This is a genomic window from Cryobacterium sp. TMT1-3, from assembly GCF_004402315.1.
GTDB classification, from domain to species: Bacteria; Actinomycetota; Actinomycetes; order Actinomycetales; family Microbacteriaceae; genus Cryobacterium; species Cryobacterium luteum.
The window spans coordinates 32062-52185 of sequence record NZ_SOFW01000039.1 but is presented as its reverse complement, the minus strand read 5'-3'; the positions used below and the strand labels follow the sequence as shown (position 1 = coordinate 52185).

Sequence of the window (20124 nt, the reverse complement as noted above, 5' to 3'; positions counted from 1 at the left end):
CGTTGGGCTACTGGGCGGTGTTGACCCAGCCGCCCTCGTCGGGACTCTCGGTCGCGGGCTGCCGGCAGACGGCGATCACGACATCCGCTGCCCGAACGATGGCCGTCTGCGACGCGAGCGCTAACTGAGCAGCGGCAAAGCCAGCGGCGTAGCCGACGACGAAGGTGGTGATGGGTGCGGCCATCGGACTGACCGCATGGGCGGCTTCGTCGGCGACGTTGAGCACGAGGTTGTTGTCTACCTCCAGGTCCAGAATCTGAAGGGCCTGACTGAGGCGGCGTGTCCACTGCCTGAGAATCTGATCGTCACTCTCGTCGCGGTTCACGGTAGCTCCTTCAGTTAGGCCTGGCTGGTCTGAGGGTACCCGCACCCGGACAAGTCCGTGCAACAATTTCGTCGAGAATCGCTACCACCCCATAGTGCCCGCTGACCCTTTGAACGGTCCGACGATTTTCGCGGTGATCCAGCCGCCGTAATAGTCGCCTTCCTGCGCGCGCACGGTTTCACCGTCGACGGTGCACCGGTCCATCGCTCCCGGATAAATCGCGACCCGCTCGGCCAGGGATTCATATCCCGGCGTCGGAGTGGGGTAGAACCACGCTGAGCGGATGCGCGCGCCGATTGACGCGTAACCGGCGACGCCCTTGTATTCGCAGTAGCTCTGGCCGGGTGCGGCCTGCAGCACCCCCGGAGCGAAGGCGCTTCGTGGCAGGTAGTAGACCGGCGGATGGCTGGTCTCGAGCACCCGCACGACGTCGGTCGTGTCGACGATGGTCACTCCCTCGAGTTCGATGGTGACGTGTTCCCCGGTGTGCTCGACGCGGGGTGGGCGTGGGTAATCCCAGACGGATTCCTGGCCGGGGTGCACGGGGTCGGGTTGTACTCGCTCAGTCATGGTCCGATGTTAGATCGGCTACCTGCGAACCCGGTGGTGTGGGCCGGATTCTGCGGAGGACGAAGTGCGGCAACGGTCACAACGGCCGCGAGCACGGCGAGGCCGGCGACCATGCCGACGGTTCCGCCCCACCCCCACTGCACGAAGAACACGCCGCCGAGCCACCCGAACAGGCTCGACCCGGCGTAGTAGGCGAGGTTGTAGAGCGATGATGCCTGGGCGCGACCGATCCGGGCTTCGGCCCCGGTCCAGCCCGAGGCGACAGCGTGGGCGGCGAAGAACCCGGCCGTGGCCAGCAGCACGCCGAGCAGAACGAGTACCAGCACGGTTGACAAGGTCAGCAGCACTCCCGCGGTCATGCACGCGAGAGAACTGATCAGCACCCACCAGCGGCCGAAGCGGGCGGCCAGAATGCCGGCCTGGGCCGACGACCAGGTGCCGGCCAGGTAGGCCACGAAGACCAGGCTGATCAGGGCCTGCGGCAGGTTGAACGGGTCGTGGGCGAGGCGAAAACCGAGGTAGTTGTAGAGGGCGACGAACCCGCCCATCAGCAGAAACCCCTGGGCATAAAGGGCGAGCAGGCGCGGCGACGACAGGTTGGCGCGTAACAGATCGACCAGCCCCGGGTCGCTGCCACGCTCGCGTGCCCGCCGCGGCACGAATCGTCGGGGCACGAAGCCGCGCGGTGCAGGAACCAGCGTAATGAACAGAACGGCCGCGACAGCGCAGAGCACTCCCACCGCGAAGACTCCCACCCGCCAGTGTGCCAATTCGGTGATCGGCCCGGCCACGAGCCGCCCGAGCAGACCGCCGATCGAGGTTCCGGCAACGTAGGTGCCGGCCGCGCGGGCGGCGTGCCGTGGCTCGATTTCCTCGCTCAGGTACGCGATCGCGATCGCCGGTACGCCGCCGAGCATGAGCCCTTCCACGAAACGACCGGTGAGCAGCAGCGAAAAGGTGGGAGCGAAGGGCACGAGCAGCCCGAACACCGTTGCCGCGATCACGGCGATCGACATGGCCCGCACCCGGCCGAGTCGGTCGGCCACGAGCGACCAGGGAATCACGCCGACGGCCAGGCCGAGCGTCGACGCCGAGATGACGAGAGCGGCATCCGCTGCGCTGACGCCGATATCGTCGGCGATCCGGGCGAGCACCGCCTGGGGCGAGTACAGCTGGGCAAAGGTGGCGATGCCGGCGAAGAACAGTCCCGCGAGCAGTTTGCGGTAGTCGGAGCTGCCGTGGGAGTGCCCGTTCCAACCAGCGGATGCCGCCCCGCGGCCCGGGTGCGCTGGAGTCATTGCAGGGCAGTCACGACTCGAGGCACTCGTTCAGAGTACGCGTGCCGGGCACCCGCTCCTGACGTATCTGACTACAGTGTGCGCATGAGCTCTGACGCGCAGGTTGTGACGGTTGACGGCCCGCACGGCGCGCGCGCGGTGCGCCTGTCGAGCCCGGCCCGGGTACTCTGGCCCGAACCGGGAATCACCAAACTCGATCTCGCCCGGTACATCATCGCCGTGGGCGAGCAATTCGTGCGCGCCAACGGTGATCGTCCGCTGTCGCTGCAACGATTCAGTGGCGGCATCGACGGCGAGCAGTTCTTCTCGAAGAACCCGCCGAAGGGCGCACCCGACTATGTGCGGGCCGTGCCGGTGGTCTACCCGAGCGGGCGCACGCATCCGCAGCTCGTGATCGACGAACCGGCCGCCGCGGTGTGGGCGGTGCAGATGAACACGATCGTGTTCCACCCCTGGCCGTCTCGCGCCGAACTCGCCGACAATCCCGACGAGCTGCGCATCGACCTAGATCCGCAGCCGGGCACGGACTTCGCTGACACTATTCCGGTCGCGTTCGAGCTCAGGGATCTGCTGGCCGAGGCTGGTCTGACCGCGTTCGTCAAGACGTCCGGCAACCGCGGGCTGCACGTGTTCGCGTCGATCACTCCGATCCGCGAATTTCTCGACGTGCGGCACGCGGTCATCGCCGCAGCGCGCGAGCTGGAGCGACGGATGCCCACCCAGGTCACCACGAACTGGTGGAAGGAAGAGCGCGGTGAGCGCATTTTCATCGACTACAACCAGGCCAACCGTGACCGCACCATGGCGGGCGCCTACAGCCCGCGGCCGCTGCCGCACGCCCCGGTGTCCTGCCCGCTGGAGTGGAGCGAACTGGCCCAGGCCGATCCGCGCGCGTTCACAATCCTCACCGTGCCGGCCCGGCTGCGGGAGCAGGGCGACCCGTGGGCTGCCCTGCACGAGCAGCCCGGCTCGATCGACACCCTCTATTCGTGGTGGGAACGCGATCTGGCCGACGGCCTCGGCGAGCTGCCGTTTCCGCCGGACTTTCCCAAGATGCCGGGGGAGCCGCCGCGGGTGCAGCCCAGCCGCGCCAAAAAGCCCGACTAGCGCGATCGTCAGTTCACGATGCGCTCGGCGGGCAGCGGCGGCTCCGGCGGGGTTCCGGTGCCGAACGGACGGCCACCGAGATCGGCGCGAGAATGCGGTGCCAGCCAAGCCGCAGCATCCGGACCCTTCGGCACGATGCCACTGGGATTGATGTCGACGTGGGTCACGTAGTAGTGCTTCTTGATCTGGTTGAAATCGATCGTGTCGCCGAAACCGGGAGTCTGGAACAGGTCGCGCGCGTAGGCCCACAGCACCGGCATCTCGCTGAGCTTGTTGCGATTGCACTTGAAATGCCCGTGATAGACCGCGTCGAAGCGGGCAAGGGTGGTGAACAAGCGGATGTCCGCCTCGGTGATCGTGTCGCCCACGAGATACCGCTGCCCAGCCAGGCGTTCTTCAAGCCAGTCCAGCCGGGCGAAGAGTGCGTCGTAGGCCCGCTCGTAGGATTTCTGGCTGCCGGCGAAGCCGCACTTGTAGACGCCGTTGTTGACGTCGTGAAAGATGAGGTTGGCGACCTCGCCGATCTCGGCCCGCAGGGCTTGGGGGTAGAGGTCGGGGGCACCGGAGCGGTGGTGCGCGATCCACTCGGTTTCGAAGTCGAGGGTGATCTGCGGGTAGTTGTTGGTGACGACCTGACCCGAGGTGACATCGACGATCGCCGGTACGGTGATGCCCCGCGGATAGTCGGGAAAGCGGGCGAAGAAGGCCTGCTGTAGGCGTTCGATGCCGAGCACCGGGTCCACGCCACCCGGGTCGAGGTCGAAGGTCCAGCTGTTCTTGTCGTGGGTGGGGCCGGGCAGGCCGAGGGAGATGACGCCCTCGAGGCCGAGCAGGCGGCGCACGATCGTGGTGCGGTTGGCCCACGGGCAGGCGCGGGCGGCGACCAGACGGTAGCGGCCGGGTTCCACGGGCCAGCCGTCCCGGCCGTCCTGGGTGATGCGGTCTTCGATGTAATTGGTGTCGCGGTCGAAATCTTTGCCGGGTGTGATGTAACTGGGGTCGAGGCTCATACATCCACGCTACGCGACGTACCCCGAGAACTACCCGCCGAGTTCTGCGGCGATCTCGGCGTCGGTGCGCGCGTCGATGATGCCCCACATCATGTGGGTGGGGCCGCTGCTGTCGCTCGGCTCGACCCGCGGCCGGCTGGCCCAGCCGCGCGCGACCGCGGTGGCGCCGAGCTGCGCGAGCGAAGCGCTGATTCTGGTCTTGCGAATCTTGCCCGCCAGCACGCTGCCGTCGGGCGCCTGCCGCCAGCCGCGTTTGTGGGCGATCACCCGGCCGATTTCTTCGTCGGTGAGCCAGCGCGAAAAGCTGCGGGTGGGCGGGTCGATGGCGATCAGCTTCATGCCCGTCACTGTACCCGCCGAGCAGTCTGTGTCGGTTCAGGGAACGGCCATAGCGCTCTCCTGGGAACGGCTGCCTGTCACGACTCGTCAGATTGCTGGATCGGGGCAATAATCACAGCACCACTCCACAACCCCGCCCCGATGAGAAGGAGAACAACCATGAGCAGTCGTCTCAACCCGTATCTCGGCTTTCGCGACACTGCCCGCGAAGCGATGGACTTCTACCAGGGCGTCTTCGGCGGCGAGGTCACCCGCAGCACCTTCGGGGAATACCAGGCGAGCGAAGATCCGGCCGAACAGAACAAGATCATGCACTCGGAGCTGACGACCACGAGCGGATTCTCGCTGATGGCTTCCGACACCCCCAACAGCATGGAACTCCCCACGAGCAGCAGCGTGACGGTCTCCCTCAGCGGCGAGGATGAGACCGAACTGACCGGCTACTGGGACAAGCTGGTCGAGGGAGGCACCATCACCATGCCGCTCAACAAAGCTCCCTGGGGTGACAGCTTCGGCACGCTGGTCGACAAATTCGGCACCAACTGGATGGTCAACATCGCCGGTGTCGCCGCCGAAGGTGCCCAGACGTCCGAGGCCGGTGACCCGTCACTCCGAGACGACGTCACCCGGTGATGTGCCAGTGGACGGTCTAGTCCTGCGCGGGACGGTGTGTGTGCGCCTATGCTGAGCCCGTGATGAATGCATCGGCGACACACATCGCTCGCGACGCGAGCAACAGTTCCACTCTGCAACTGCTGGCCCGGCTGGGATTCGCCGTGAACGGGTTGCTGCACATCCTGATCGGTTCGATCGCGATCACCGTGGCGATCGGCGCCGGCAGCGGTTCGGCTGATCAAAGCGGGGCGCTCGCGCAACTGGCGTCGAGCCCGGGCGGAGTATTTCTGCTCTGGACCGTTGTGATCGGAATGTTCGCCCTGGGGCTCTGGCTACTCATCTCCGCCTTCGTGCTGCAGGGCGAGCCCAAACGCAGGTGGTCGCGTCGTCTGGCCAATATTGCCAAAGCCATCGTCTACTTCGCGCTCGGAGCCACCGCCCTGACCTTTGCTCAGGGCGGTTCGTCCAGTTCGGCCGGCAGCGCCCAGAGCGCCAGTGCGTCGCTGCTGTCCTCACCCGGCGGCACAATCGTGCTGTTCCTGGCCGGGGTGGCCGTGCTCGGCGTTGCCGGGTATTTCATCTACAAGGGTGCAGCGCAGAAGTTTCGGTCAGACGTCGCCGTGCCGAGCGGGCCGGTCGGGCGCGCGGTCATCGCCCTCGGCGTCGTCGGGTATGTCGCCAAGGGCGTCGCGCTCGCCGTCGTCGCGATCCTCATCGGTGCCGCCGCGCTCACCCAGGATGCCAGTAAATCCACCGGGCTCGATGGGGCGCTCAAGGCGCTCGCCGCCCTGCCGTTCGGAACGATCGCCCTGATCTTGATCGGCATCGGCCTGATCGCGTACGGCGTCTACTGCTTCGTTCGAGCCCGCCGCGCCCGGTTGTAGACCGCGGGCAGCGTGACGGGTATCCCAGGCGATCACGGCGCTGAGCACCACGAGCGAAATCGAGAGCGAGGCGAGGGCATCCGTCGCCCAGTGGTAGCCGAGATACAGCCGGCTGATCGCGGCGAGGGCGATGCAGACCACCGCGATGCTGAACCCAATGGCGACAGCCCGGCGGCTGGGCCTCCGCGACACGATCAGGTAGGTCAGCACCAGCACAAAATCGGCCGCGCCGAGAACATGCCCCGATGGAAATGAGAAGGAGTAGTCGGCGCCGAACAGCATCAGCTCGACCGGCGGGCGGGTGCGGGCAATAAGGGGAGCCAGAATCTGAGCCAGAATGACTCCGGTCAGCATGGCGATCGCCAGCAGCAGGGGCCGCCACGCGTGCTTGCCCGTGAAACCCCAGACCACGGTGAGCACCAGCACGATAATCGGCAGTGCGACCGGCCCGAAGACGATGGCCAGCCCGATCATGACGACCGTGAGGGTCGGCGACCGGTTATCGACGAGCCACTCCCGAACCGGAGAATCGTAGAACGACGCCCGGTCGGGCTGCAGCACGTCAACGAGCACGCAGGCGAACAAAATGATTCCGGCGGCCACGAGCGCGCCGGCTGTCCACCGCATGTGACGACGCCCGGCCGCTGACAGCGGACGGGGATCGACGATGAGCTTGTTCCAGCGTGAGCGCCACGCCGTGGTGGGCTGGATGGCATTCATCCGCGCGTCCTTTCGGTGCAACAGCGAGGTCTGGTTAGTGCGGTCTCCGGTCGGCTCGCAGCCGGTATTCGCCGTCGAGTTTTGCCGCCAACGGCGCCCAGACTACAACGGCAATGCCCGTGCCGAGCAGCAGGGCACCGATCGTGTCGGTCAACCAGTGTGCTCCCAGGTAGGTGCGGCTGATCATCATGGCCAGCGTGTAGGCGGCTCCGAGCGCCCCGACCCACCACCGTGGAAACAGGAGTACGAAAATGGTGGCCATGGCGGCCGCGTTCGCCACGTGACCCGACGGAAACGATCCGAAATCGACGGTCACCAGGATGTCCTGCGGGCGGGTTCTCGCGAACAGACGTTTGATCACCTGAACGGCTCCGCCGGTGAGCATCGTCGCCGCGAGATAGAAGCCGACCGCCCAGAAACGTCGGGCCAGCAGCAGAACGGCCACGATCAGTGCCGGAATCAGCAGCGACGCCGTAAGCCCGAAGCCGAGATAGTTCAAGACCAGCGCGGCGGAGTCCAGGGCCGGGCCGCGAAACCGGTCGATCCAGGCCAGCCAGGACCGGTCGATGGCGAGCGATGCGGCGTCGGCGGTGTCAGCGGTGCCGCGCAGCAGTACCAGGACGCCGAGGCCGAGGGAGAGGGCGACCGCACCGAGACCGCTGATCAGCGGCCACCGGCGGGTGACGCGTTGTGCGCGTGGTATCGCCGCGTGTTCGGGATGTCGAGCACTCACCATGGGGTAATGCTAGCTCGTACCCGCATCATTCGGATGTTATGTCGCCCGGTGCCTTGTCGGGTCGCCAGCCTCGCCAGGACGGCTGGCGCAGCCGACCGGTCGCAGTCCACTCGGCGAACTCGACCTCGGCGACGAGGGTGGGGCGCACCCAGACCGCGCCCTGCGCATCCGTTTGCGGGATGTCGCTGAACGGAGTGGTCTTGCGCACCAGACGGGTGAGCCTTGAGCGGATGTCGGCCAGGTCGCGTTCGCCGAACCCCGTGCCCACCCGGCCGATGTAACGCAAGCCCGTGTCGGTGGGTATCCCCAGGAGCAGCGATCCGATCGCACCGGCGCGGTTGCCTCGGCCCGGTCGCCAGCCGCCGACGACTACTTCCTGGGTGCGAAAATGTTTGATCTTCACCCAGTCCCTGGACCGCCGCCCGATCGTATAGCGGCCGTCCTGCCGTTTGGCCATGACCCCTTCCAAACCGAGCTGGCGACTGATCTGAAAGGCTTCGGCGAAGCCGCCGGTGAGACGTGGCGGTACCTGCGTGGAGCCGGTCGCGGTCACCGTGGCTTCCAGCAGGTTTCGGCGCGCGGTGTAGGTCAATCCGGTGAGCGAGCGGCCGTTCAGCTCGAGCAGGTCGAAGAGCATCAGCTGCACCGGAGCCGTGCGGGCCGCTGAGGCGACCTCGCGGGCCTCGGTGAGTTTCATCCGCCTCTGCAACAGGCCGAAGTCGGGGCGACCGCGTTTGTCGACGGCCACGATCTCGCTGTCGAGCACTGCGCTGTCGAGCACTGCGCTGTCCTGTGCTGCGCTGCTCGCTTTTGGCGCCAGTGCCGCGAGCAGGTCGGCGACGAGGTCGGGATAGGACGCGGTCACATCGTGCCCGTTGCGGGTGACCAAGCGAACGTTGTGCTCGGCCAGCGACACATAGGCGAGTGCGCGCATGCCGTCCCACTTCATTTCGAACGCCCACTCGCCAAGTCCGAGGTCGTCGCCGAGATCGGCTTCGGAACCGGCGGCGGCGAGCATGGGAGAGTAGGCGTTTTTCGGTGGCGGGGGAGTGATCTCGGCGGCTGGGCCGCCGTGCGGGCGGGCATTCGTGCGTGAGCTGCCCGAGGATCCGACGCTCGGTTTCATGCGGTGAATCAGCCAGTTGTTGGCTGCCCTGCTGCCGTGGCTGTCACTCGTGCGAATCAGGGCAAACCGGGCGGTGCCGCCGAGCCCGGCGTCCGGCTCGCCGTGCAGGGTGACGATCACTTCGTCGTCGCGCCATTTTTCGAGGTCGTACACGCCGCGGTCCCAGATGGACACGTCGCCGGCACCATATTCCCCGACCGGAATAGTTCCCTCGAAGCTGCCGTACTCGAGCGGGTGATCTTCGACGTGTACCGCCAGCCGGTTCTGCGCTGATGTGACGGGCACGCCGCGGGGCAGCGCCCACGACACGAGCACCCCCTCGTGTTCGAGTCGAAAATCCCAGTGCAGGCTGCGGGCGTGGTGCTCCTGAATGACGAATGACAGGCCGTTGGACGCCACGGCCGGCGCAGCGGGAACGGGCTCCGGCGTCTTCGCGGCGTCGCGCTTGCCGCGGTACACCGTCAGCCGGTCCGTTGTCACGAGGGCGGGGGTCGCCGTGTCGCTGGTTGTGCCAGCCGCATGCTCGAACGACCCGGCCGACAGCAGCGCGAGCGGATCATCCCGGCGCTTCAAGCGGGCGAGCACCTGCCTGTAGTCGAGCTGCTCGAGCTGGGCCGAGGCCAGCTCCTTCCAGGTGCGCGGCGTCGCAACCATCGGGTGGCTGCGCCCGCGCAGGGAATACGGTGTGATGGTGGTCTTCGCGGCATTATTTTGGCTCCAGTCCACGAACACCTTGCCGGGGCGCAGGGTCTTCTTCATGTCGCTCACCACGAGATCGCGGTGGTCCGCCTCGAGCGCTCTGGCCAGTTCGTGTGCCACGGCCGACACCTGGTCTGAGGTGTACGACAGGTCGAGGGCGGCATACAAGTGGATGCCCTTGCTCCCGCTGGTCACCGGCATCGGTTGCAATCCCATGTGCTGCAGGATCACTCGGGCCAGCCGCGCCACCTCGGCGCATTCGAGTAGTCCGACACCGTCGCCCGGGTCGAGGTCGAGCACCAGCCGGTCGGGATTGCGCGGGGTGCCGGTGCGGCCGAACTGCCACTGCGGCACGTGGATTTCGAGGGCGCTCATCTGCCCGAGCCAGGTGAGGGTGGCGAGGTCGTTCACGAGCGGATAGGTGTTCACATGATCTTTGTGCGCGATCTCGTGCCGTTTCACCCAGCTCGGCGTTGACGGTTCGAGGTTCTTCTGAAAGAACATCGTGCCGGGGTGCTCGATGGTGCCGATTCCGTGTACCCAGCGCTTGCGGGTGGCCGGGCGGTTCGCCGCGTGGGCGATCAGCACGTCGGCGATCGCCGCGTAGTAGGCCAGCACGTCGGCCTTCGTGGTGCCGGTCTCCGGGTACAAAATCTTGTCCAGGTGGGTGAGTGTGATGCGGTGGCCTTCCACAGAGACGACCTGGCTGCTGGCGTTCATGCGTCAACTGTGCCGCGGAAACCCCGGGTCTACTAGGCGAAAAATGTCTCATTCGGGTGTGTACTGGTCGCATGAGAAGCATCTGGACCGGTGCGATCACCTTCGGGCTCGTCAATGTGCCCGTCAAGGTGTACAGCGCCACCGAGGATCACGACGTGTCACTGCATCAGGTGCACGATACCGATGGGGGACGCATCCGCTACCAACGTCGGTGTGAGATCTGCGCCAAGGTCGTTCCGTACGACCACATCGACAAGGCTTTCGACGACGGCGAGCAGACCGTGGTGCTCACCGCTGACGACTTCGCGTCGCTGCCGGCCGAGCACAGCAAGGAGATCGACGTGGTCGAGTTCGTGCCGAGCGACCAGATCGACCCGATCATGCTCGACAAGAGCTACTTTCTCGAACCGGACGGCAAGTCTGCCAAGGCCTACGTGCTGCTGCGGCGCACGCTGGAAGCCACCGATCGCACGGCCATCGTGCACTTTGCCCTGAGGCAGAAGACCCGGCTGGGTGCGTTGCGCGTGCACGGCGACGTGCTCATGCTGCAATCCCTGCTCTGGGACGACGAGGTACGCGAGGCCAAATTTGCGTCCCTCGACGAGCGGGTCAATATCAGTGCCAAAGAACTGGATATGTCGGCGGCATTGGTTGAGTCGTTCGCGGCCGATTTTGCACCGGATGCCTTCAACGACGACTATCAGGACGAATTGCGGGCGCTAATTGAGACCAAGCTGAAGAGCGGTGACGCGGTGTCGACCGAGGTGACCTTCGGTGAAACGACCGACGAAGGTGAGGGCGGCGAGGTGCTCGACCTCATGGAAGCACTGCGGCGCAGCGTCGAGGCCAGCCGTGACCGGGCCAAGCCCAAATCGAAGCCGAAGCGAGCCCGCTCGGCCTCCTGAGCGGCTGTCCGTCTCATGGCGGGTGCTTCTCAACCCCGTGCCGCGAGCACGCGCTTCCAGACCACGAGCACGAGGCCGATCGCGGTCAGCAGCACGGCCTGAACGTTGAGCACACTCACGCCCACCGCTCCGATGGCCACGAGCGGAGTGCTCTGACCGATGGTGAGGGACAGTTTGATGCCCTCGACGATGATCGCCAGCGCCAGCCCGAACAGTGCCAGGCGCCCATCGGTCGAGGTGCGCAGCCGATGCAGGCGCAGCTGGTGCGGGGTGCCGCAGACCACTAAGGCCTCGTTCGACTGGCCGAACTTTCGCTGGGTGGCGCGCAGAAAATCGACGCGACCACCCACATCCACTCGAACGATGTCAGAACTCACGTTGGACGGGAGGCTCCACCAGTCGGAGCGTTCCGGGATACTGAGGGTCCCCTCGGCCACATCGTCGCGGCAGCGGATCTCGTAGTCGAAGGCGGGCGCGACGGCCGGAACGGTCATAGCAGCAGCTGGGGTCCGAAACCGAGCATCAGCGCCACCCGCTGCGGCAGGTGTTCGGGCGGGATCTCCAACAGAGAGCCGAGTGCGGCGGCTGCCGCGAGCAATTTCTGGGCCGCCGGGTCTGGTCCCACGTACTCGATCAGAAGGCCGGGTTCGTTGGTCCACTGGTACAGGCCCTCGGCCAGCCAGTCCTGCGGATACGATGGCTGCCGTTCCAGGAACTGTTCCCACGAGGCGAAGCGGCTGGAGGAGGATGGTTGGCCGCCGTCACCACCGCCGCCGGCGCTGTGATTGAGAAGGGCAATATCGCAAAGTACGCAGACGAATTCCGGCACGGCCGGGTCGCGCTGGCCGTGCTCGTTGCAGGTGATTCCCCCGCAGATCTTGCACACCGCGAGAGGATCCGAAATTTGAGCGCCGGGAATGGACTTTGATCCGATGAAATGGGGCAGGCATTCGACCATGCCCCATACCTACACCCGGTAGCTGCCCTCGGCAATAGTGTTGCGGACGAGCGGCTCAGCGGATGCCCCGCCCGCCGGTCAGCATTCTGCACCCGGCATTCCCCGCCGCGCAGGGTGACCGCGCGGCGCTAGAACGGGTGGGTGTCGGTGTCGGTGGTGTCCGAGCCGGAGGCGGCCCTGTCGGAGGTCCAGGGGTCCGGTACGGGTGGTGGTGGCGTGGCTGGTGGTGGGGGTGTTGGTGGTGCTTGTTGCGGCGGTGGGGTGATGCGGGTGGCGGGGTCGGTGGCGTAGTGTTTGCCGGCTGGGCTGGTCCAGTGGAGGGTGCCGTCGGGGTCGGCGGTGACTGTCCAGTTGCTGAAGTGCTTCAGGTTGTGGTGGGCGGGGGAGAGAAAGTGCAGGTTGGTGGCGGTGGTGGGGCCGCCGAATTGTTTATCGATGGTGTGGTCGAGGTCGCTGTGGCCGGCGGAGCGGTTGCAGCCGGGGAAGCGGCAGCTTCCGTCGCGCAGGCGGAGGTATTTCTTTAGTGCGGCGGGTACTCGGAAGGGTTCGGCGCTGACGTCGAGGACGATGCCGGTGTGCGGGTGGGTGAGGACGCGCAGGAAGCTCGTCGCGGTGCCGGCCAGCTTGCGGGCGGTTTCGGGGTCGATCGGCCCGTAGCCTTCGAGTTCGCCGGGCTCTTCACTCTTACCCATCAGGGTGAGCACCGGCACGGTGATGTTGACGTTCGCGGTGAGCCCGGCGCCGAGTCCGCTGCCGGTGACGCCCTGCTGAAGCAGGTCAACGGCCACATCAGCGCGTAACTGGCTGAGGGTGCGGGGTTCGTCGGGGCCTTGCAGGCTGATGGCGGCGTCGGTGACGCGGGTGTAGACGGCTTGGAGGTCGTCGCCGGCGGCGCGCAGCCAGAGGGTGGCCATGCCGTCTTTATCGGGGAAGAACTGCACCCCGCGGTCGGCGAGGCAGCGGGCGCGGCGCACGGTGATGCTGTCGGGGTGGAACCGTTCCCGCAGTTTGCGTGCTTTGCCGTCGAACTGGGCAGGGGTGAGGCGTTTCGCGTGGGGCAGCAGCACCGTTTCGAGGTCGGTGCGGGCGGGCTGGGGGACGGAGCTGAGTTGGTCGAGGACCTGGCGCACGTGGCGCAGCGAGATGTCTCCGGTTCGGAGGGCTGTGAGAGTGTCGGGCCGTTCAGCCACCAGCACTCGGCTTTGCTGGAGGAGGCCGGAGGCGGTGCCGCCGGGGATGCGGAGCGCGCAGGCGATCTCGGCGACGAGGCCTTGTTGGGCGGCGAAGGTGGCGGCCCAGTCGTGCTCGTGCTGCGGTCCGGCTTGGGGGCGGCCGGTTTCGGCGGTGTTGGTGGTGTAGTCCCACGCTTCGGTGAGTACTTCGGCTTTGCTGGCTTGGGCCCAGCCGATGAGCTTTTCGAAGTAGAGCACCCGGTCGACGAACTGCGCCTGCCGCCGCTGAAACGGATTCAACCCCTCGAGGGGATCCAACTGGTCAGCGCCGGACCGATCAGTGCCGGACTGGTCAGCGCCGGACCGATCAGTGCAGGTCCGGTCAGTGCAGGTCTGGTCATCGGCGGATGGGTCATCGGTGGCCGGGGCGGAGTGGTGCGGCTCGTCGTTCGTGTCGTGCGTGGTGCGCAGGTACTCGGCGTAGAGGAACTCCTCGCGGAGGTCGTCGTCGAACCGGTGCTCGGGCGGTACCGCCGCGAACACCTCGGTGAGGTCGAGGCCGGCCGGAAGGGGCGGGCCGTCCGGCATCTCACGCCGATAGATCGCCGTGCCGACCGGGTCCGCGCCGACCGGGGCAGCCCGGAACGGCGCGGTAGTGAAGGGTTCAGTGTCGACGTCTTCCAGGGCCTCGTACGGAGCGAACTGCCCGAGGCCCTCAGCAATTTCGACCTGCCAGTCTGCCTGGCACTGCGCCCAGAACACCTCGAACTCGGCACGCTCCTCGAGAGTGATCGGCGGTCGGCCGTACGCGGCGAAGAACGGATCGGCGCGGCCCGGCTGGGGGGTGTCGCCGCGCTGGCTCATAGAACAAGTGTACCAAACCCACCCCGCGAAAGCGAGGCTTTCTCAGATCTGTCGGGAATTTTGCCCGAAGCTGCATTCACACGAGCGGCCGCGTTTCGCAGACCCGCTCACTCTGGTCGAGGGTGGTCTCGGCGGGCTCGACCGACGGAGTGTGTCCGTTCGCAGACTCGCTCCAGCTTCGCCTTGAGCCTGACAAATTTCGCCTCAACTTTGTGTGAGGGGACCTATTCGGGCGCGTTTGAATGTGCGGCGATTCCTATTCCCGAGGCTGGATGGTGTGACGCCGGTGATCGCGGGAGGGGTTGCGCTCGCGCGTCTGACGTACCAGGTCGGGATCGACGACGAGGGTGACCAGATCTGGTGTGCGGCCGAGCTCGGCGAGTACCCGACCGGCCGGATCGGAGAGCAGGCTGTGCCCGATCGAGATGGGTGCACACTGCGACACGGCGCCGACGAAGTAGGAGTTCTCGATGGCGCGCGCCTGCGCGAGAACCCGCCACTGTTCGGTCTTGTCGGGGCCCGGGACCCACGAGGAGCAGACCAGAACCAGGTCGGCGCCGGCATCGGCCAGTTCGCGGCCGAGTTCGGGAAATCGCAGGTCGTAGCAGGTCATCAGGCCGATGCGCATCCGCTCGCCCGAACGCCCCACCACCTCACACACCACCGGGGTCAGATCGGTCGCCGGGGCGATCCACTCTGACTCTCGAAAGCCATAAGAGTCAAACAGGTGCATCTTGCGGTATTTGGCTAGCAAGTCTCCGTCGGGACCCAGCACCACAATGGTGTTGTATGGTCGCGCCTCGTGATCGTTGATCTCGACGATTCCTGCCACGAGAGTGATGCGAAGCGACCGCACGGTCGCCGCGAGGGCAGCCACAAACTGCCCGGTCACCGGCTGGGCTACCGCAGAGAAAGTCGCATCGACCATTTTCTTCTCGTACATGGCGTATTCGGGAAACACGACGAGGTCGGCCCCGTCAGCGGCTGCACGCCGGGCGGCCTGCTGAATCAGCAGTAAATTGCGGTCGACGTCTGCGCCGGACGCAATCTGGGCGAGGCTGACTCGCACGCTCACCCTGCTCTCCGCGTGCCGGTCACGCCCGTCCCGTCAGCCTAAACGACGTCAGCCTAAACTCCGTCAGCGGGTCTCGGTGACGAGAGCTTCGTCATCCGCTTCGACGTAGTCCATTTCGGGCGGCTGACGGCGAAAACCGCGCGTGAGTACGCCGAGCACGATTACCCCGACGGCGAGCCAACTCAGGCCGAGAACGATGGCGTTCGCATCGAGGCGGGTGAGGAGGTAGAGCGTGATCAGGCCACCGATCAACGGGATGACGAAGTAGAACACGGGATTGAGGCGGTTGCCTTCGCGTCGCTGACGCACAAAGTAGAAGATGACGGCCACGTTGACCATGGTGAACGCGACGAAGGCCCCGAAGTTGATGAACGAGGTCGAGGTGGCGACATCGAGGAAGATCGCGATGAAACCGACCACGCCGATGATGACGAGGTTGAACACCGGTGAGCGAAAGCGCTTGCTGACCTCGCCGAAGATACGACGCGGGAGCACACCATCGCGGCCCATGGCGAACAGCAGCCGGGAGGCCGCAGCCTGGGCGGCGAGGCCGGAGGCGAACTGGGCGATGACGAGGCCGGCCAGGAACACGGCCCCGAACACGTTGCCACCGATCTGCATGGCGATATCGAACGCGGCCGAGGACGCGTCGGTGAAGACTCCGCCCGGACGCACCAGCTGGGTGGTATAGGAGACCAACACGAAGATGGCGCCGCCGATGAGCGCGACCAGCAGGATGGCCCGAGGTACGGTCTTACGCGGGTTGATGGTCTCCTCGGTAAAGGTGGTGACGGCGTCAAAGCCGAGGAAGGAGTAAGCGGCGATGGCCGCGCCGGCGGTGATTCCCGCGAAGGTGGAGGTGGGGTTGGCGAACGGCGAGGCGTTGATCAGACCGCCGGCGCCCTGGCTGGCGACGATCGACGCGATCGACAGCGCCACGAAGGCGCCGATGACGAGCACCTGAAAGGCCATGAGCAGGAAGTTGGCCTTGTCGGCGACCTTGATGCCGAGAATGTTCAGCAGGGTCGTGATCACGACGAAACCGATGATCCAGACCCAGGCGGGAACGCCGGGAAACTGCGCTTCGAGGTAGGCGGCACCGATGAGCCAGATCACCATGGGCAGAAAGAGATAGTCGAGCAGCACGGCCCAGCCAACCAGAAAACCCACCCGGGAGTCGACGGTGCGCCGCACATACGTGTACGCGGAGCCGGCCACCGGGTAGGCGGCGGCCATGCGGCCGTAGCTCGAGGCGGTGAACAGCATCGCGACGAGGGCGACGAGGTAGGCGGAGCCGCTCGCACCCCCGGTGGTCTCGGCGACGACGCCGAAGATGCCGAGCACGATCAGTGGTGTCATATAGGCCAAGCCGAACAAGACGAGAGAGCGCAGGCCGAGGGTGCGCGCGAGAGCGGGGGTGCCGGTCATGTCAGGAGTTCCGTTTCCAGGAAAGTTTCGGTGAGTTGTGGCGTCCAGCTCGTCGGGTCGATGCGCCCGGCGTAGAGCGGCAGCTCGAGGGGGGCGTCGGTCGGCAGGAACTGCGCCCACAGCCGGTTCGTTCCAGCCGTGCCGTGTTCACGTACCCGCGCGACGTGGTCGAGATCGAGGGTGACGGCCAGCGCGACCGTTTCGGTGCCGGTGGATTCGGCCAGGGTGGCCCCTTCCGGGTCGACGATGAGACTGCGGCCCTCGCCGAGCGGGCCGGCACAGTTCACACTCACCGTGAAGGTCTGGTTGACGATGGAATTGGCCCGGGCCAGTACGACTTCCTGGGCCCGGTCGGGGGTCGTGGTTTTGACGATGTTGAGCACGACCTCAGCGCCCATCCAGGCCAGGTGCCGCGTCACCTCGGGAAACCAGGCGTCGTAGCAGATCGACAGCCCGAACCGGCCAATGCCGGGGGCGTCGAACACGACGAAACGGTCGCCGGGTTCGTAGGGCTCGTAGGGACGCCAGGGGAAGATCTTGCGATAGCTCGCCACGAGCTCACCTGTTGGAGAGAACACCACGGCCGTATTGAACAGTTCGCCGCCCGGCCCACGTTCACAGATGCTTCCCGGCAGCAGCCAGACGCCCGCCGCCCGGGCGATCGCCCCGAGCCGGCCGACCAGCTCACCATCCAGCGGCACAGCGGATGCCCGCAGCACGTCGTTGCGCTGCTCCAGGCTCAGGGCTTCACCCGTTTCGGTACCGAACAGGTGCAGCTCGGGAAAGACGACAAACTGTGCGCCCGGGTCGTCGACGAGAATGTGGTGGAGCTCGCTCGCGAAGTCGTCCAGCGACGCACCGAGGGCATGTGGCGCGGCCTGGACGGCGATGATGCGCACTGTTCGTGGCATGGTGACTCCTTCGATCTGGACAACCGTGTCTGCAACAAATAAATTAGATCATAATGATCACTTTTGTCTAGTCCATGGTGGTACGCCGGCGCGGGCAGTTACTGTAGGTGCGTGATGGTTGACGGAAATGACACCCACGGGGCGGTGCCCGCCCTCGCCAACCCGGCGGTATCCGGCATCACCCGCTTGAGCGCCACGGACACCGTACGCGCACGCATCGCCCTCGCCATCGAGCTCGGACTCATGGTGGTGGGGGAGCAGCTGCCGTCTGACCACGATGTGGCCGCAGCGCTCGGGGTCAGCGAGATCACGGCCCGCCGGGCCTTGAAAAGCCTCGCCGATGAAGGGGTGCTGGCCCGCAGGCGCGGACGCACGGGGGGAACTTTTGTGGCCGAGCCTGGGGCATCCGCTTCGGTCGCGTCGATCACCGCTTACCTGGCCGATGCCGCCGACGTGCACCGGCTCATTGATGAGCGGGTGCTGCTGGAATGCGCGCTCGTGCACCATGCGGCGTTGAATATTTCGGCCGGGCAGCTCGACGTGCTCGATGAGGCGGTGGCGCAGGCGGCGACAGCTGAGAATTGGACCGACTACCACGCGGCCGATGCACGATTTCACTTGGGCGTGGCCGCGGCCAGCGGGCTGGACTGGGCGCTACCGCAGTACGCTGCCGCGCTCAACGCCCTGTATCGGTATTTTCTGCCCTACCCGGTGGATTACCTGCACGGCGTCAACCGTGAGCACGCCCGCCTGGTCGCCGCCCTGCGCGAGCACGACCCGGTGGCCGCCGTTGCCATTATTCGGCAGCACGTGTCGGTGCTGCACGACTCTATGTTCGTCGGGCTGGCCGCCGGCGACCCGCGTTCCTGACGCGTCGGGCGGCAGCGCCAGCTGGCGGTGGGCGCGCCAGCTACAGCTGGAGCGCCCACCCGTAACTGGCGCGGTGTGTACTGACGGCGCCTAGTGGTGGCGCTTGGCGAGCAGGTACATGCTCACATTGATCTGCATGAAACGCACGAGCTGAACCAGCACGTTGCTGCGTCGCCGCAGCTCTCGTGCGCTCGGCAGCGGCGCGACATCGATGTGGCTTTGGGCGGTGTCCATGGTGTTCTCCTTCTAACGACGTACGAAAAGCGGATGCGGCCTGCCGCCACTCACTCGGGAATGAGGTACCAGAACGGATACGCCTTGGCCTTGTAGAGGAACATCGTGTGCAGCACGCGCTTGACCCAGTGTGCGGCCAGCCCGATATCACCCGTCGTCTCGGTCGGGTGGCGACCGGCGGTGGTGGGATGCTTCGAGAAATCGGGCACGATCGGGGACATCGACATTGCCGCGGCAGTGCCGGTGAGCAGGCCCGTGCCGGTCGAGGCGATGCACGCGGCCGACATCTCGCCCATCGACGCGGTGTGGGTGGGGGTGGTCGCGCCGTCAAGGATCATGTCGGAGATGGTCATGGCGACCATCTTGCCCATGGCGCCCGACGGCATGCCGGTGCGGGGCGGTGCCGGAGCGACAGCCACGCCGCCGGGGGTGGCGTAGGGGCGGGAGATGGCGTGCGGCGGGGCGAACGCGATGCCGACGCCGAAGACGTTGTGAAAACTCGGGTTCTGATAGGTGCGCGGCCAGTCCTGAGCCGTCCATTCCTCGAACGGCTTCGCAGTGTAGTTGGCGTCGACCCGCATGAAGCCGCTCGGCGCGAACACCACGTCGGTGATGTCGGCACCCGAACGGTCGAAAGCTTTGAGGCCCACGCCTCGAAACGGTGGCAGCAGCATAGCGAAGTCGAACGCCTGGGTGTTCTCGGTGCCGTCGATCTGCGTGTAGTGAATGACTCCGGGGTCGATTTTGGTCACGGCAGCCTGGGTGATGGCCTTCATGTTGCGTTCGCGAAAGAGCGAGTCCATCCAGGTTTCACTCGTGACGCGCTGGCCGCCCTGGCTGAAGGTCATGCCGCCCACACCGAAGTCGCCCAGTTCGTGTTCGTTAGTGAGGTAGATGACCTCCGCCTTGTCGCGTACGCCAGCGGTGCGCAGTTCCTGTTCCACGTTGAAGGCGTATTCGAACGCCGCGCCCTCGCAGGTGCAGGTGCCGTGGCCGACACCGACCACGAGGGTCTGCTCGCGGCCGGCCTTGAGTGCGTCGATGACGGAGTCGAAGTGTTTGGCGGCTTCGACGGCGTGGCTCGGCGTGCAGACCGAAACGGTGTGCCCGTCCGGGCCAAGACCCGGGGTGGCCTCGAAGTTCAGTTTCGGTCCGGTGGCATTCACTAGATAGTCGTAGCGGATGCGCTCGGTCTGGCCGTCCCGCACCGGGTCGGTGTAGACGACATCGACGGCGCCCTGAGGGCTGGCCTCATCGCCATCGGGACGAATCGCCACGGCCTTGGCCTGACGAAAATCGATCTTCTTGCGGCGATAGATCGGAGCGAGCGGAAACACCACCTTATCGGCGCTCATCTTGCCCACACCCACCCAGATGTTAGAAGGGATCCAATTCCACTTCGAGTTGGGAGAGACAACAATCACTTCGTGGGCATTGCCCAAACGCTTCTTCAGATAAAGCGCTGCGGTGTGACCGGATACTCCGGCTCCCAGTACGACGACACGTGCCATTTCAGACCTCACTATCTCAGCAACTGCGCTGTTCACCTGACCATACA

General features: G+C 66.0%; 20 protein-coding genes and 1 pseudogene. 5 read left to right on the top strand and 16 right to left on the bottom strand.

Going from position 1 to position 20124, the window contains the following annotated elements:
* Positions 1–7: 7 nt before the first annotated feature.
* The 3 genes from E3O25_RS13875 to E3O25_RS13865 form a co-directional block, all read right to left on the bottom strand.
* Positions 8–325 carry a DUF6457 domain-containing protein gene (locus tag E3O25_RS13875; protein ID WP_092111309.1) on the bottom strand — a complete coding sequence of 106 codons (318 nt, stop codon included), beginning with the start codon at positions 323–325 and terminating at the stop codon, positions 8–10.
* Between the two features lie 81 nt (positions 326–406).
* Positions 407–895, bottom strand: a complete 489-nt coding sequence (locus E3O25_RS13870) for a DUF427 domain-containing protein (protein ID WP_092111307.1) — start codon at positions 893–895, stop codon at positions 407–409.
* The gene (locus tag E3O25_RS13865; RefSeq protein ID WP_092111306.1) at positions 892–2193 is read right to left on the bottom strand and encodes an MFS transporter; all 1302 of its coding nucleotides are present in this window, start codon (positions 2191–2193) and stop codon (positions 892–894) included. Before E3O25_RS13865 ends, E3O25_RS13870 begins: the two co-directional genes overlap by 4 nt.
* A gap of 84 nt (positions 2194–2277) precedes the next feature.
* Here E3O25_RS13865 and ligD point away from each other — a divergent pair, with 84 nt between their 5' ends.
* On the top strand, positions 2278–3300 hold the full coding sequence (gene ligD / locus E3O25_RS13860) for a non-homologous end-joining DNA ligase (protein ID WP_092111305.1): 1023 nt from the start codon (positions 2278–2280) through the stop codon (positions 3298–3300).
* Between the two features lie 8 nt (positions 3301–3308).
* Here the strand turns inward: ligD and E3O25_RS13855 are convergent, their stop codons facing one another.
* A complete protein-coding gene (locus tag E3O25_RS13855) occupies positions 3309–4310 on the bottom strand; it encodes a glutathione S-transferase family protein (protein WP_134361419.1) in 1002 nt (333 codons plus the stop codon).
* A 30-nt stretch (positions 4311–4340) separates the two neighbouring features.
* Entirely contained in the window at positions 4341–4649 is a 309-nt protein-coding gene (locus E3O25_RS13850) for a hypothetical protein (protein WP_092111301.1), read from the bottom strand.
* A 159-nt stretch (positions 4650–4808) separates the two neighbouring features.
* On the opposite strand from E3O25_RS13850, the gene E3O25_RS13845 reads away from it, so the two are divergent.
* Positions 4809–5282, top strand: a complete 474-nt coding sequence (locus E3O25_RS13845; RefSeq protein WP_092111299.1) for a VOC family protein — start codon at positions 4809–4811, stop codon at positions 5280–5282.
* Positions 5283–5344: 62 nt separating this feature from the next.
* Positions 5345–6148: a DUF1206 domain-containing protein gene (locus tag E3O25_RS13840; RefSeq protein WP_092111297.1), complete on the top strand. Its 804-nt coding sequence runs from the start codon at positions 5345–5347 to the stop codon at positions 6146–6148.
* Between the two features lie 27 nt (positions 6149–6175).
* Here the strand turns inward: E3O25_RS13840 and E3O25_RS17715 are convergent.
* The 3 genes and pseudogenes from E3O25_RS17715 to E3O25_RS13825 form a co-directional block, all read right to left on the bottom strand.
* Positions 6176–6622, bottom strand: a pseudogene (locus tag E3O25_RS17715) (phosphatase PAP2 family protein); the annotation flags it as partial.
* Positions 6623–6902: 280 nt separating this feature from the next.
* On the bottom strand, positions 6903–7604 hold the full coding sequence (locus tag E3O25_RS13830; RefSeq protein ID WP_092111295.1) for a phosphatase PAP2 family protein: 702 nt from the start codon (positions 7602–7604) through the stop codon (positions 6903–6905).
* A gap of 25 nt (positions 7605–7629) precedes the next feature.
* Positions 7630–10149: an ATP-dependent DNA ligase gene (locus tag E3O25_RS13825; protein WP_134361418.1), complete on the bottom strand. Its 2520-nt coding sequence runs from the start codon at positions 10147–10149 to the stop codon at positions 7630–7632.
* A 71-nt stretch (positions 10150–10220) separates the two neighbouring features.
* Between E3O25_RS13825 and E3O25_RS13820 the strand changes: the two genes are divergently transcribed.
* A complete protein-coding gene (locus E3O25_RS13820; RefSeq protein WP_134361417.1) occupies positions 10221–11054 on the top strand; it encodes a Ku protein in 834 nt (277 codons plus the stop codon).
* Between the two features lie 29 nt (positions 11055–11083).
* On the opposite strand, the gene E3O25_RS13815 is transcribed toward E3O25_RS13820, so the two are convergent.
* The 6 genes from E3O25_RS13815 to E3O25_RS13790 all read right to left on the bottom strand — a co-directional run bounded on the left by E3O25_RS13815 (position 11084) and on the right by E3O25_RS13790 (position 17462).
* On the bottom strand, positions 11084–11548 hold the full coding sequence (locus E3O25_RS13815) for a hypothetical protein (protein ID WP_134361416.1): 465 nt from the start codon (positions 11546–11548) through the stop codon (positions 11084–11086).
* Positions 11545–11940, bottom strand: a complete 396-nt coding sequence (locus E3O25_RS13810; protein ID WP_134361415.1) for a hypothetical protein — start codon at positions 11938–11940, stop codon at positions 11545–11547. Before E3O25_RS13810 ends, E3O25_RS13815 begins: the two co-directional genes overlap by 4 nt.
* 200 nt (positions 11941–12140) lie before the next feature.
* On the bottom strand, positions 12141–14048 hold the full coding sequence (locus E3O25_RS13805) for an HNH endonuclease signature motif containing protein (protein ID WP_134361414.1): 1908 nt from the start codon (positions 14046–14048) through the stop codon (positions 12141–12143).
* Between the two features lie 256 nt (positions 14049–14304).
* Positions 14305–15123, bottom strand: a complete 819-nt coding sequence (locus tag E3O25_RS13800) for a carbon-nitrogen hydrolase family protein (RefSeq protein ID WP_241983832.1) — start codon at positions 15121–15123, stop codon at positions 14305–14307.
* 63 nt (positions 15124–15186) lie between these two features.
* A complete protein-coding gene (locus E3O25_RS13795) occupies positions 15187–16551 on the bottom strand; it encodes an APC family permease (RefSeq protein ID WP_092111793.1) in 1365 nt (454 codons plus the stop codon).
* A complete protein-coding gene (locus tag E3O25_RS13790; protein ID WP_092111794.1) occupies positions 16548–17462 on the bottom strand; it encodes a carbon-nitrogen hydrolase family protein in 915 nt (304 codons plus the stop codon). The genes E3O25_RS13795 and E3O25_RS13790 overlap by 4 nt, the downstream gene beginning before the upstream one ends.
* A 114-nt stretch (positions 17463–17576) precedes the next feature.
* Between E3O25_RS13790 and E3O25_RS13785 the strand changes: the two genes are divergently transcribed.
* Positions 17577–18332 (top strand): FadR/GntR family transcriptional regulator, encoded by a 756-nt coding sequence (locus E3O25_RS13785; RefSeq protein ID WP_092111796.1) that lies wholly within the window; start codon positions 17577–17579, stop codon positions 18330–18332.
* 90 nt (positions 18333–18422) lie between these two features.
* Here E3O25_RS13785 and E3O25_RS17020 read toward each other — a convergent pair whose 3' ends face one another.
* Positions 18423–18566, bottom strand: a complete 144-nt coding sequence (locus tag E3O25_RS17020; protein WP_166787688.1) for a hypothetical protein — start codon at positions 18564–18566, stop codon at positions 18423–18425.
* A 50-nt stretch (positions 18567–18616) separates the two neighbouring features.
* Positions 18617–20077 (bottom strand): NAD(P)/FAD-dependent oxidoreductase, encoded by a 1461-nt coding sequence (locus tag E3O25_RS13780; protein WP_134361413.1) that lies wholly within the window; start codon positions 20075–20077, stop codon positions 18617–18619.
* Positions 20078–20124 lie beyond the last annotated feature (47 nt).